Here is a 12,343-nt window from a genome sequence, read left to right as displayed (position 1 = left end):
CGGAGAAGGCCCGTGACGCTGAAACATCTGACCACCGCGCTTGCCGCCGCCCTCTGCGTCGCCGGCGCCGGTGCGGGCCTCGCTCAGGATGCGGCGCCCCCAGTGCAGAAAGTGACCGCCGCGACGCCGCCGCCCAAGCTGGTCGTGATGATCGCGGTCGATCAGTTCTCCGCCGACCTGTTCGCCCAGTATCGCAGCCATTTTACCGGCGGCCTCGCGCGTCTCGCTTCGGGCGTGGTGTTTCCGTCGGGCTATCAGGCGCATGGCGCGACCGAAACCTGCCCCGGCCATTCGACGATCCTGACCGGCAACCATCCCGCGCATACTGGCATCGTCGCCAATAATTTCTTCGACCTGTCGGCCGCGCGCGAGGACAAGCGGCTCTATTGCGCCGAGGACGAGACGGTGCCGGGCACGAGTTCGCGCAGCGGCCAATATGCGCCGTCGGTCGATCATCTGATGGTCCCGACGCTCGGCGACCTGATGAAGGCGAACGACCCGCGGGCGCAGGTCGTCTCGGTCGCGGGCAAGGATCGTGCCGCGATCATGATGGGCGGACGCCAGGCCGACGAGTTGATGTGGCTCGCGCCGGCCGGACTCACCAGCTATCGCGGCCGGGCGCTGTCGCCGACCGCGACGCAGGCGGGTGCGGCCATCGCCGCCGCGATCGCGCAATCGCGCCCTGGCCTGACGCTGCCCGCCGACTGCGCCGCGCACGACATCGCGATCCCGATCGACAAGGGCGGCACCGTCGGCACCGGCCGGCTGGCGCGCGACGGCGGCGATTTCCGTCGTTTCATGGCCTCGCCCGAAGCTGACGGCGCGGTGCTCGCGGCGGCGACCGCGCTGCGGCAGGCGCGCAGGCTCGGCGAGGGCGAGGCGACCGACCTGCTGATCCTCGGCCTGTCGGCGACCGACTATATCGGCCACGGCGTCGGCACCGAAGGCAGCGAGATGTGCCTCCAGATGCTCGCGCTCGACCGCGAACTCGGCGATTTCTTCACCCGGCTCGACGCGACCGGCATCGACTATATGGTCGCGCTGACCGCCGATCACGGTGGGCACGACATGCCCGAGCGCAATCGCCAGAACGGCTGGCCCGCCGCCGAACGCGTCGCGCGGACGCTCGACCCCGCGGCGATTGGCAAGGCGGTGGCCGAGAAGCTGGGCCTGCCACAGCCGCTCTTCCACGCCGACGGTCCGTTCGGCGACATGTATCTGTCGAAGGCGCTGACCCCGGCTCAGCGCAAGACGGCGCTGGCCGAACTCGTCGCCCGTTATCGCGCGCATCCGCAGGTCGAGGCGGTCGTGACCGCCGAAGAATTGGCTTCGCGCCCGATTTCGAAGCGCGCCGCCGACACTTGGAGCCTGCTCGACAAGCTGCGCGCCTCCTACAACGCACAGCGGTCGGGCGACTTTATCGTCGTGCTCAGGGACCGCGTGACGCCAATCCCCGAATCGGGGCTCGGCTATGTCGCGACGCACGGGTCGGTCTGGGATTACGACCGGCGCGTTCCGATGCTCTTCTGGCGCAAGGGGCTCGCCGGGTTCGAGCAGCCCAATGCGGTGATGACGGTGGACATCCTGCCGACGCTCGCCGCGCTGATCGGCCTGCCGCTCGACATGAGCAAGGTCGACGGCCGCTGCCTCGACCTGCTGTCGGGGCCCGAGAGCAGTTGCCGCTGAGGGACGAGAGACAAGGATCATGACAAAGGTTTTGCGGGATTTTTCCGGCCGGATGCTGCTGGTCGGCTGTGGCAACATGGCGGGGGCGATGCTCGACCGCTGGCTGGCGGCGGGGCTCGATCCGGCGCGCGTCGCGGTCGTCGATCCGGCCGCGAAGCTCCGCGACGGGGTCGCGCTCCATGCGACGCTCGCCGACTGGCAGGCGGCCGACGGCGCTGCCGACTGGGTGATGCTCGGCATGAAGCCGCAGCAGCTTGGCGAGGTCGCGGACGCGCTGGCGCCGGTCGTGACCGGCGATACCCATCTCCTGTCGATCCTGGCGGGCGTCTCGCTCGCGGACCTCGCCGCGCGCTTTCCGGCGGCCCGGGCGCAGGCGCGCATCCTGCCCAATCTCGCGGCGCGGATCGGCGCGGGCGTGTCGGCGCTCGCCACCAGCGGCGATGCCGACGGCGCCATGCTGACGGCGATGCTGGCGGCGCTCGGCCAGGTCGTCACGCTTGCCGACGATTCGTCGATGGACCTGATCACGGCCTTCACCGGCAGCGGTCCCGCCTTCGTCTTTCGGCTGATCGAGGCTTATGCCGCCGCCGGCGAGCGGCTCGGCCTGTCGAACGAGGATTCGCTGACACTGGCGGCCGCGACCTTCGGCGGCGCGACCGCGCTGCTCGACGCCAGCGGCGAAAAACCCGGTACGCTCGTCGCGCAGGTCGCGAGCAAAGGGGGGACGACGCAGGCGGGACTCGACGTGCTCGACGAGGATGGCCAGCTCGTCGCGTTGATGACCAACGTCCTGCGCGCGGCGCGCGACCGCGGCCGCGAGCTCGCCGACCTGGCGCGCGGCGAGGAATAGGCTTTCCGGCCGCGCCCTGGAGTCAGGCTTCTTTCCCCAGTTTCGCGATCCGGCCGCGATCGCGCGGCGGCAGCAGCGCTTCGTTGACCTGCCAGAAACCGGTGACCGCCGACTGCCCCGCGTGGGTGTAGGCGCGGCTCATCGCGTCGCGGAGTTGCGAGAAGATCGCGCTTTCGAGCTGGCGTCCCTCGGGGGTCAGCCGCAATTCCTTCTGCCGTCGGTCGCGGTTGCCCGGCCGCGTCGCGAGCAGCGCGCGCGCCTCCATCTCCTTGATCACGCGTCCCAGCGACTGCTTGGTGATACCGAGCAGCGCGAGCAGGTCGGAGATCGTCAGCCCCGGCTGGCGCGCGATGAAATAGAGCGCCCGGTAATGCGCGCGGCCCAGGCCGTTTTCCGCCAGCCGTGCGTCGATCGTCCGCCACAGCGCGGCGTGGCCGAAAAACAGATATTCGATGCCCCGGCGGACTTCTTCCTCGCGTAAGAAAAGAGCGGAAGCGGCGGGGACTTGCGACAGGAAATTTTCCTCGGCCATGGCGACTCCCGTTGCGCCTGCGCCCTTGCTTTGGCAAGAGGCGCGCACCGATCCACCCCCAACGAACAGGTCATCCATGTCCGCTCCCGCCTTTGCCCGTCTGCCGCATCCCAATCCCACGGCACAGGATGCCCGTGCGGCGGCGATCGCGGACCCGGCGTTCGGGCGCGTCTTCACCGACCATATGGTGTCGATCCGCTATGCGGAAGGAAAGGGCTGGCACGATGCGCAGGTGATGCCGCGCGGCCCGTTGCTGCTCGACCCCGCGACAGCGGTGCTCCATTATGCGCAGGAGATATTCGAGGGGCTCAAGGCCTATCGGCTCGACGACGGGGCGATGGCGCTGTTCCGTGTCGAGGCCAACGCTGCGCGCTTCAACGCCAGCGCGCGCCGCATGGCGATGGCCGAACTGCCGGAGGAATTGTTCATCGAGGCGGTGAAGCAGATCGTGCGCGTCGACGCCGACTGGTTCCCGCAGGTGGAGGGCGGCGCGCTCTATCTGCGTCCCTTCATGTATGCGAGCGAGGTGTTCCTCGGCGTCAAGCCGGCGGCCGAATATCATTTCCTCGTCATCGCTTCGCCGGTCGGCAACTATTTCAAGTCGGGCGCCCCCGCGGTCTCGCTCTGGGTGTCGGAGGACTATACGCGCGCCGCGCCGGGCGGCACCGGCGCCGCCAAGTGCGGCGGCAACTATGCCGCGAGCCTCGTCGCGCAGCAGCAGGCGATCGCCAAGGGGCACGACCAGGTCGTTTTCCTCGACGCGGCCGAGCATCGCTGGATCGAGGAACTGGGCGGGATGAACATGTTCTTCGTCTTTGCGGACGGCAGCCTCGTCACCCCGCCGCTGACCGGCAGCATCCTGCCCGGCATCACGCGCGACGCGATCATGACGCTGGCGCGCGACGCCGGCCTGACGGTGCGCGAGGAACTCTATGCGATCGACCAGTGGCAGGCCGATGCGGAAAGCGGACGCCTCACCGAAAGCTTCGCCTGCGGCACCGCCGCGGTGGTGACCCCGGTGGGCAGGGTGGCGCGCGGCGCGGGCAGTTTCACCATCGGCGCCGGCGGCCCCGGACAGGTGACGGCGATGCTGAAGGAAAAGCTGGTCGACATCCAGCGCGGCCGGGCGGCGGACCCCCACGGCTGGGTGACGCGCCTCTAGGGCCGCCTTGCCAACCCTTCGCGAAACGCTATAGAGCGCGCTCGCACCGGCCGTTGGGGCGTAGCCAAGCGGTAAGGCAGCGGTTTTTGGTACCGCCATGCGCAGGTTCGAATCCTGCCGCCCCAGCCAGCCGGATACTGGTCGAATCACTTTAAGATTCGGCCGAAAAGGTGGGTTTTCAGGCAACAGACGGGTCAGAGGGATCGAGACAGATTCCGCCAGTTTCGGACTGGTTTGGACAGATATTGTTACTCGATTTGTTACCTGTTTTCCTGCCTCGGGGAGCCGGCGATGGAGTCGGTCATGTCCAGGAAAGGTAGTTTTACGCCTGCGTCGATCGACGCGCTCAAGACAGGTTCGCTCGGTGATCCCTTGATGCCGGGCTTGAGGATCGCCCCCGACCTGACGCGCCAAAAACTCGCGCGCCCATTCGATCGCGCTCGGCCCTTGGGGATGGACGTTGATGGCTTCGAGCAAAAAATGCACAAAATTTACGGCAATTCTTCCGTCGTGCATCGTTGGGGTGAACGGGAGCGAAAAAGACGAATGACGTGAACCGGGAGAAGCGCGCGAGAATCATGGCTTGGGTGGGGCGGGAAATCCTGCCGCACGAAGCCGCCACGGCTGAAACTAACGCCGTCCCGTGCCGTAATCGATTCTGATACGGACCCAGGCGCCGACCAATAGCTGTCCGCCGCGTCGCGGAGGTCGCACCCTGAATTGCCAGGCTGCGGCAAGCACCGCGCGATTGATCTGCGATCCGCTTGGATATTCGTCGAGTCCGACGCAATCCTCTACACGGTAATCGAGTGCTGTGCGGCAGGCGATCAGGCCCCAGCCGGGGCCGCTGGCGGTGGATAGATAGCCGCGCAGTTCGTTGTCACTTGGCTCGCGATACCAGGCGGCGGCATAAAGCGGTTCGCCGTTGGGTGCCGTTCCAACCTGTTCCGTATCGCGGAAAGCAGAGGACCGGCTGCCGCTGTTGGGCGGCCCGTAAACCTTTCCGTCGGACGGTCGGAGGACGGGCTGAGGAGGTTGCGGCGCGGGTGGCCGCTCACTCGGGGTTGGCGGGGGCGGCGCGGCTGTCGGGTTGAGGATTGGCGTGGGCGGAGGCTTAGGCGTTTCCGGTTGCGGCTCGGCAGCCGGCTGTGTCGGCGCAGGTTTCTCTTCGGCTTGCTCGCGTTCCCGGTTGTCCGGTTCGGGCGCTTCTTCGGAATTTCCAGCGGCCTCCAGGGTCACGATCGTGACGCGCTCCTCCCTGTTATCCGTCGGTTTCCCTACGCCGAAGGTGAGGAGCATGAGCAACAGGCCGCCGGTGATCAGCAGGGCCAGGCTTATGGAAAGCGTCCGTCGCCCGGCGCCAATGCCGAGCGGTTCCGCATAGGGAGTGGCCGGAACAGGGATGAATGGAAGCCTTCTTCGGTGGCGGCGGCGTTTGCGCGGGATAGGGGCGCGTCAGGCCGATGACAAGAGCGAGGGCGGGCAAGATCGCGCAGGCGCCGGCCGCCATCATTCGGCTTCAACCGACAGCGGTTTTTGGAGGCCTGGAGAACGTAATCGGCCGGGGTCGTCATGTCGTCCTCGCCGATGACGAACTGGCAGTTGCGCGTTACGCCGGCCGCCCGGCGACCTACGGCGTCACCGTCTCGTTCAAATATTGACGGTATCGGCTCGCGATGATCGGTGCCGGCGGGTGCGCTAACGCATCGCCGGCGCTGATCTCGCCGTCATGGCGACAAATGCGCCGGGCGCCACCGGCGCTGCACGCCTCAAGCTTCGTGCCCCATGGGGGCGCGATCATCATCCCGCTCCGCCTCCGGATGCCGACTCCGCCCGGTCCGTGCCGGCCGTGTTCGATCGGCCGGCCGGTGTCGTCGTTCGATTCCCAATGGATTGACGCGCAAAAAAATTCTTCTAAATAGTCATTAGAATTAATAGCGACACGGGCCAGCTTGAACATCGGCCGCAGGGATGAGGGAAGAAATGCAAATGTTCGAAAATTATTCGTCCCACTGGATGGATGGCGACCTCGAACAGTTCGAGGCGGTGGTCGCGCGCTTCTTTCGCGAACAGGTCGAGCCGAACGACCTGAAATGGCGCGAAGCGAAGCGAACGGGGCGGGACGTGTGGCGCAAGGCAGGCGAACTGGGGATCATCCTGCCCGACGTGCCCGAACAATATGGGGGATCGGGTGGCACGCCGGCGCATATGGCGGTTGTCATCCGCGAGCAGGCGCGCGTCGGCGATGCCGCGTTCGGGGTGATGCTCAGCCACATCGTAGGACACTATATCCTCGCTTTCGGCACCGAAGCGCAGAAGCTCCGCTGGTTGCCCGGTATCGCGAGCGGCGAGGTCATCTGCTCGATCGCGATGACCGAGCCCGGCACCGGGTCGGATTTGCAGGCCATCCGCTGCCGTGCCGACCGGGTCGGAGACGCCTATGTCGTCAATGGCGCAAAGACCTTTATCACGAACGGCCAGCAGAGCGATCTCGTCCTGGTCGTCGCGCGGACGGGCGCCGAGGGGGCGAAGGGGATTTCCCTGATCCTCGTCGAGACCGCCACGCCCGGATTCCGGCGCGGGAAATGCCTCGACAAGATCGGCATCGAAGGCGCGGATACGTCGGAAATGTATTTCGACGATTGTAGCGTGCCGGCGGACAATGTGCTGGGAGGCGTCGAGGGGCAGGGCTTTTACCAGCTGATGGGGCAGCTTCCCTATGAGCGGGCGGCGATCGCGATCTCCGCGCAGGGCGCGATGGAGCGGGCACTGGCGCTGACGCTGGATTATGTGAAGGAGCGCAAGGCGTTCGGCAAGGCGATCGTCGATTTCCAGAACACGCGCTTCGAACTCGCCGACATCAAGGCCACCGTGCTGGCGTGCCGGACCTTCTGCGATCATGTGATCGAGAAATGGGTCGACGGGACGCTCGATCCCACGCTCGCCTCGATGGCGAAATTCTGGCTCACCGACCGGCAGGTCGAAGTCATCGACCGCTGCCTGCAGTTTTTCGGCGGCTATGGCTATATGCGCGAATATCCAATCGCCCGCATGTACACCGATGCCCGCGTGCAACGCATCTATGGCGGCGCCAACGAGATCCAGCGCGAGCTGGTGGGGCGGTCGCTGTAGCGTCCAAGGCCGGCCGAGGGACTCCGGCAGGATCGGTGACGATCCCTTTTTCGGCAAGGAATCGTTCCCCGGCGAAAGCCGGGCCCACGCGGGGCTGCGCTACGCCATCTGGACCCCGGCTTTCGCTGGGGAACAAACCCTTACCTGCCTGAGCTGCCGCAAGGCGCATCCCCTTGGACTGGCCAAGACCTCAGGCCGTAAGACCGCGCAGAAAGATGGCAAGGAAATCGTCCGCGACCTGACTGGGTGCGCGCGATCCCGGGCGATACCATCGGACGATGCCGTTGAACGCGCCGAACAGGATGCGGCTTATATCCTTCTGGTCCGCATCGCGGAGCGTTCCGTCCGCGATGCCGGCCGCGATCATGGCTTGCACCGCCTCGTGCAGTTCGCGCTGACCGACCCTGGTTCGTATCTGGGCGGGCTCGGCCAGTTCCCTGATGTTGAGCCGGACGAAGAACCGTCCGAAATCGTCGCAGATGATCTCCGCATATCGGCGGAAGAAGGCGACGATCTGTTCGCGGCCGGTCTGGTGCCGCTGCGCGCTTTCGACCGCCTCGTTGAATTGCTCGGCCGCCTTGTCCGAACATTGGGTTGCCAGTTCGTCCTTGCTGCGCGCGTAATAGTAAAGGGCGGCGCGGGTGATATCGAGCGCATCCGCGATATCCTCCAGCGTCGCATGCCGAAATCCCTTCTCGGCGAAGACGCGCGCGGCGGCGCGGATAACCTCGTCGTGCCGGTCGAAGAATTTCTGCTTCCGCGGGCGCGGCGACCGTTTTGCAGAGACTGCGTCCATCTTTCGTCCTTCGTTACGGTTGCAGGTGTCGTGGGCGGCAATGACAAACGTCGGGCCCCGTGCCACGCCGGGATGCCCGTTGGTGCCGCCTCTTAATCCGATCCTGCGAAACGATTAATCAGCTTCAACGTCAAATAAACCGCGCGTTGAAATTTGCAATGACGAAGGCCTCTTTATGGCAGAAAGAGGTGCCACCGATTGACAACGAAGCCCAATAAATCTACTAACTGTTCAGATGAAAATAGAGAAGCGGGATGAGGGTATTGCTTCTGGCGGCCATGCCGGGATGCGCTATCAGGTGACTGGAATGCGTGAAGGGGCGATGATGATCGAAGGGGTCGACCTGGCCGCGCTGCGGGTATGGATGGATGGACAGGGCATCGGGACGGGCCCGATCGTCGACGCGCATCCGCTATCGGGCGGCACGCAGAATATCCTGCTGCGCTTCACGCGCGGCGAAGAGGTCTATGTGCTGCGCCGTCCTCCGTTCAATCTGCGCGCCAACTCCAACGAAGCGATGCGGCGCGAAGCGCGCGTCCTGGCGGGCCTTGCCGGAAAGGGCGTTCCGCATCCGCGGTTGATTGCCGCATGTCCCGACGAGGCGGTGATCGGCGCGGCCTTCTATTTGATGGAGCCCGTGGACGGCTTCAATCCGGTGGCGGGATTGCCGCCGTTGCATGCCGGCGACCCGGTGATCCGCCATCGCATCGGCCTGTCGATGGTGGAAGCGATCGCGGCGCTGGGGGCGATCGACTATCGCGCCGCCAGGCTCGAAGGGTTCGGCAAGACCGACGATTATCTGGAGCGGCAGGTCGGCCGCTGGCGGGCGCAGCTTGCCTCCTACGCCGATCTGCCGGGCTGGCCCGGCCCCGATGCGATCCCGGGCGTCGATACCGTCGGGCGCTGGCTCGACAGGCACCGGCCGGCGGATTTCCGCCCCGGGATCATCCACGGCGATTTCCATCTCGCCAACGTCATGGTCCGCCCCGACGGCGGCGACCTGGCCGCCGTCGTCGACTGGGAACTCAGCACGATCGGCGATCCGCTGCTCGATCTTGGCTGGTTGCTCGCGACCTGGCCCGAGGGCGACGTTCCGCGCGCGACCGACGTCGCGGCGACGCCGTGGCAAGGCTTTGCGACGCCGGCGGAACTGGTCGCGCATTATGGCACCGTCAGCGGACGCGACCTCGCCGCGCTCGACTGGTATGTCGTGCTCGCCTGCTTCAAGCTCGGCATCATCCTCGAAGGCACTTACGTCCGCGCCTGCGCCGGAAAGGCGCCGCGCGAGACGGGCGATCGGCTCCATGCCCATAGTGTCGACCTGTTCGCGCGCGCATTGCGCCGCATTGGCTGAAAGGAAGAAGATGAAGGACGATACCGACTTTTCCGGCAAGCGCGTGCTTGTCGTCGGCGGGTCGAGCGGAATCGGCAACGGCATCGCGCACGGGTTCCGCGAACGCGGCGCGCGGGTCCATGTCTGGGGCACGCGCGCCGATGCCGCGGATTACGACCCCGCCGACGGGTCCGACCTGTCGGGCCTCGGCTATGATTGCGTCGATGTCGGCGACCCCGACGCGATCGAGGCCGCGCCCGCGCCGGCTTCGTTTGACGGGGGCCTCGACGTGCTGATCCTGTGCCAGGGGACCGTCGTCTATCGCCGCGGCGAATTCGAGCGCGCGGGTTGGGACCGGGTGATGGCGGTCAATCTCGACAGCCTGATGCACTGCGCGCGCAAGTTCCGCGCGGCGCTGTCGGACGGCAGCGGATCGATCGTCATCGTCAGCTCGGTTTCGGGGCTGAAGGCGAATATCGGCAACCCCGCCTATGCGGCGTCGAAGGCCGGGGCGATCAGCCTGACCAAGACGCTGGGGCAGGCGTTCGCCGCCGACGGCATCCGCGTCAACGGCCTCGCGCCCGGTCTCGTCGATACCAAGCTGACGAAGGTCACGACGCAGAATCCCGCCCGGCTCGAAGGCGCGCTCGCGAATATTCCGCAGCAGCGGCTGGGGACACCCGCCGACATGGCGGGCACCGCCATTTTCCTCGCCTCGCCGCTCGCTTCCTATGTCACAGGCCAGACCATCGTGGTCGACGGCGGGCTGATGCTGTAACGAAAGGCAGAAACATGGATTTCGAATATAGCGCCAGGGTCGCGGCCCTGCTCAAGACGCTCGAAGCCTTCATGGACGAGCATGTCTATCCGAACGAGCGGGCCTATTACGACTTCGTCCACGACCAGAACAATCTGTGGCAGGAATGGCCGCAGATGGACGCGCTGAAGGACAAGGCGCGCGCCGCCGGGCTGTGGAACCTGTTCCTGCCGCACGAATATGGCGAATTCTCTCCGGGGCTTTCCAACCTCGAATACGCGCCGCTGGCCGAAGCGATGGGGCGCGTGCCCTGGGCGAGCCAGATCTTCAACTGCTCGGCGCCTGACACCGGCAATATGGAGGTGCTGGCCAAATTCGGTTCGCCGGACCAGCAGGAACGCTGGCTGAAGCCGCTGCTCGCCGGCAAAATCCGCTCGGCCTATGTGATGACCGAGCCGCAGGTCGCTTCGTCCGATGCGACCAACCTCGAACTGTCGATCCTGCCCGACGGCGACGAATATGTGATCAATGGCCGCAAATGGTGGATATCGAACGCGATGCATCCGCGCTGCGACATCTTCATCGTGATGGGCAAGACGCATTTCGACGCGCCGCGCCATATCCAGCATTCGCAGATCCTCGTCCCGCGCGACACGCCGGGGGTCGAGGTGGTGCGCCATCTGACCGTGTTCGGCTCGCACAATTCGCCGGGCGGCGAGGTCGAGCTGAAGTTCGACAATGTGCGCGTGCCGAAGGAAAATCTGATCCTGGGCGAAGGGCGCGGGTTCGAGATCGCGCAGGGGCGGCTCGGGCCGGGGCGCATCCATCACTGCATGCGCTCGATCGGGCAGGCGCAGCGCGCGCTCGAACATATGGCGCGCCGCGCCGACAGTCGCGTCGCCTTCGGCAGGAAGCTGGCCGACCAGAGCAGCATCCGGCAGGATGTCGCGCGCAGCTTCTGCGAAGTGGAGATGGCGCGGCTGCTGACGCTGAAGGCGGCCGATGCGATGGACCGGTACGGCAACAAGAAGGCGAAGGACCTGATCGCCGCGATCAAGGTGATCGCCCCGACGATGGCGCAGACCGTCGCCGACCGCGCGATCCAGGTGCACGGCGGCATGGGGGTGAGCGACGATACGCCGGTCGCCGGCTTCTTTACGCTCAACCGCTATGTCCGCATCACCGACGGACCCGAAGAGGTGCATATGTCGCAGCTCGGCAAGCAGAAGATCGCCGAATATGTCGCGATGAACGCGCGATAGGCGGCGCATCCGGATTCCGGCGATGCCGGGCGGTGGACGCCCGGCATCGCCTTTCCGTGAACCGCGCTAGCGGGGAAAGCCGTCCGGAAGGGGCGGGTGGATCAGCCCGTTGACCAGCATCATCAGCATGGCGTCCATCAGTTCGCCCGCGGTTTGCGGGCCGTCGCTCGCATACCAGCGGGCCAGCGTGTTCGCCGCCGCATAGAGGGTGAACGCCAGAAGCCGGTCGTCGCAGCTCTGGATCGACCCTTCGGCGATGCCCTCCCGGATCAGCCGCCGCACCATGTCCGTGAGCTCGCGCCGCTGCTCCAGGCTCTTTTCGCGCAACGGCGACGGCAGGTCGTTGGGCGTGGTGAGGGCGAGGCAGCGACCGAAGTCGTCGGTCATGCATTCGGCGTAGAACCGGAAATATGTGATGATCTTCCGGAGCGCGGAGCTGTCCGTATCTTCGCAAATCTCCAGAAAAGCCTTTTTGATCTTCCCGGCGGCATAGATGTTCGCTTCGAGAAGAAGCTCGTCCTTCGACCGCACATAATAATAGAGCGCTGCGGGCGTCATACCCAGTTCGTTCGCGACGTCGTTCAGCGACGACCCGTGATAACCCAGCCGTGCAAACACCCGCGCAGCCCCCTGGATCACGTCGAGCTTCCTCGTGGCGTAGCGACGATTTCTTTTGGGACCGACGGTGGGTGACTGCATGGCGATTCCTAAATGATGGCGAGCGGCCGGCGGGTCGGCCGGGCCGGATCATGTTCCGCCCTCCGCGCGACGACCTGCATGTCGCGGGTGAGCCCTTGGTATCCTTGATGTGGGATCATCCCCCCGGCCGTCCC

At 66.0% G+C, this 12,343-nt stretch carries 13 protein-coding genes and 1 tRNA gene; 9 read left to right on the top strand and 5 right to left on the bottom strand.

Features of this window, described 5'->3' with window-relative positions; genetic code table 11:
- Positions 1 to 12 precede the first annotated feature (12 nt).
- Both SGR02S_RS01330 and proC read left to right on the top strand, forming a co-directional pair.
- Entirely contained in the window at positions 13 to 1,686 is a 1,674-nt protein-coding gene (locus SGR02S_RS01330; protein WP_255211357.1) for an alkaline phosphatase family protein, read from the top strand.
- A gap of 19 nt (positions 1,687 to 1,705) precedes the next feature.
- A complete protein-coding gene (proC, locus tag SGR02S_RS01325; RefSeq protein ID WP_067105217.1) occupies positions 1,706 to 2,536 on the top strand; it encodes a pyrroline-5-carboxylate reductase in 831 nt (276 codons plus the stop codon).
- Between the two features lie 22 nt (positions 2,537 to 2,558).
- Here proC and SGR02S_RS01320 read toward each other — a convergent pair whose 3' ends face one another.
- Positions 2,559 to 3,068 carry a MarR family winged helix-turn-helix transcriptional regulator gene (locus SGR02S_RS01320; RefSeq protein WP_067105216.1) on the bottom strand — a complete coding sequence of 170 codons (510 nt, stop codon included), beginning with the start codon at positions 3,066 to 3,068 and terminating at the stop codon, positions 2,559 to 2,561.
- A 76-nt stretch (positions 3,069 to 3,144) separates the two neighbouring features.
- On the opposite strand from SGR02S_RS01320, the gene SGR02S_RS01315 reads away from it, so the two are divergent.
- The 3 genes from SGR02S_RS01315 to SGR02S_RS01305 all read left to right on the top strand — a co-directional run bounded on the left by SGR02S_RS01315 (position 3,145) and on the right by SGR02S_RS01305 (position 4,785).
- The gene (locus SGR02S_RS01315; RefSeq protein WP_067105215.1) at positions 3,145 to 4,230 is read left to right on the top strand and encodes a branched-chain amino acid aminotransferase; all 1,086 of its coding nucleotides are present in this window, start codon (positions 3,145 to 3,147) and stop codon (positions 4,228 to 4,230) included.
- Between the two features lie 54 nt (positions 4,231 to 4,284).
- Positions 4,285 to 4,359 (top strand) — tRNA-Gln (locus SGR02S_RS01310).
- Positions 4,360 to 4,521: 162 nt separating this feature from the next.
- Entirely contained in the window at positions 4,522 to 4,785 is a 264-nt protein-coding gene (locus SGR02S_RS01305) for a hypothetical protein (protein WP_067105214.1), read from the top strand.
- Between the two features lie 75 nt (positions 4,786 to 4,860).
- On the opposite strand, the gene SGR02S_RS19385 is transcribed toward SGR02S_RS01305, so the two are convergent.
- Together SGR02S_RS19385 and SGR02S_RS19800 are read right to left on the bottom strand one after the other, a co-directional pair.
- Positions 4,861 to 5,529, bottom strand: a complete 669-nt coding sequence (locus SGR02S_RS19385; protein ID WP_255211361.1) for a hypothetical protein — start codon at positions 5,527 to 5,529, stop codon at positions 4,861 to 4,863.
- Positions 5,530 to 5,860: 331 nt separating this feature from the next.
- Positions 5,861 to 6,190, bottom strand: coding sequence for a hypothetical protein (locus SGR02S_RS19800; protein ID WP_156482912.1), 330 nt, complete (start codon positions 6,188 to 6,190; stop codon positions 5,861 to 5,863).
- Positions 6,191 to 6,213: 23 nt separating this feature from the next.
- Here SGR02S_RS19800 and SGR02S_RS01290 point away from each other — a divergent pair, with 23 nt between their 5' ends.
- A complete protein-coding gene (locus SGR02S_RS01290; RefSeq protein ID WP_218000078.1) occupies positions 6,214 to 7,362 on the top strand; it encodes an acyl-CoA dehydrogenase family protein in 1,149 nt (382 codons plus the stop codon).
- A 190-nt stretch (positions 7,363 to 7,552) separates the two neighbouring features.
- Here the strand turns inward: SGR02S_RS01290 and SGR02S_RS01285 are convergent, their stop codons facing one another.
- Positions 7,553 to 8,158 (bottom strand): TetR/AcrR family transcriptional regulator, encoded by a 606-nt coding sequence (locus SGR02S_RS01285; protein WP_067105210.1) that lies wholly within the window; start codon positions 8,156 to 8,158, stop codon positions 7,553 to 7,555.
- A gap of 307 nt (positions 8,159 to 8,465) precedes the next feature.
- Between SGR02S_RS01285 and SGR02S_RS01280 the strand changes: the two genes are divergently transcribed.
- From SGR02S_RS01280 to SGR02S_RS01270, 3 genes are read left to right on the top strand one after another with little or no spacing between them, the layout of a single operon-like run.
- The gene (locus tag SGR02S_RS01280) at positions 8,466 to 9,512 is read left to right on the top strand and encodes a phosphotransferase family protein (RefSeq protein ID WP_255211360.1); all 1,047 of its coding nucleotides are present in this window, start codon (positions 8,466 to 8,468) and stop codon (positions 9,510 to 9,512) included.
- 10 nt (positions 9,513 to 9,522) lie between these two features.
- Positions 9,523 to 10,269 carry an SDR family NAD(P)-dependent oxidoreductase gene (locus tag SGR02S_RS01275; protein ID WP_067105209.1) on the top strand — a complete coding sequence of 249 codons (747 nt, stop codon included), beginning with the start codon at positions 9,523 to 9,525 and terminating at the stop codon, positions 10,267 to 10,269.
- A 14-nt stretch (positions 10,270 to 10,283) separates the two neighbouring features.
- Entirely contained in the window at positions 10,284 to 11,510 is a 1,227-nt protein-coding gene (locus tag SGR02S_RS01270; RefSeq protein WP_067105208.1) for an acyl-CoA dehydrogenase family protein, read from the top strand.
- A 66-nt stretch (positions 11,511 to 11,576) separates the two neighbouring features.
- Here SGR02S_RS01270 and SGR02S_RS01265 read toward each other — a convergent pair whose 3' ends face one another.
- Entirely contained in the window at positions 11,577 to 12,209 is a 633-nt protein-coding gene (locus tag SGR02S_RS01265; protein WP_082796873.1) for a TetR/AcrR family transcriptional regulator, read from the bottom strand.
- Positions 12,210 to 12,343: the final 134 nt, after the last annotated feature.

This window comes from Sphingopyxis granuli NBRC 100800 (assembly GCF_001591045.1).
Taxonomy (GTDB): domain Bacteria; phylum Pseudomonadota; class Alphaproteobacteria; order Sphingomonadales; family Sphingomonadaceae; genus Sphingopyxis; species Sphingopyxis granuli.
The sequence above is the reverse complement of the archived record's forward strand: the minus strand, read 5'-3'. Positions and strand labels throughout refer to the sequence as shown.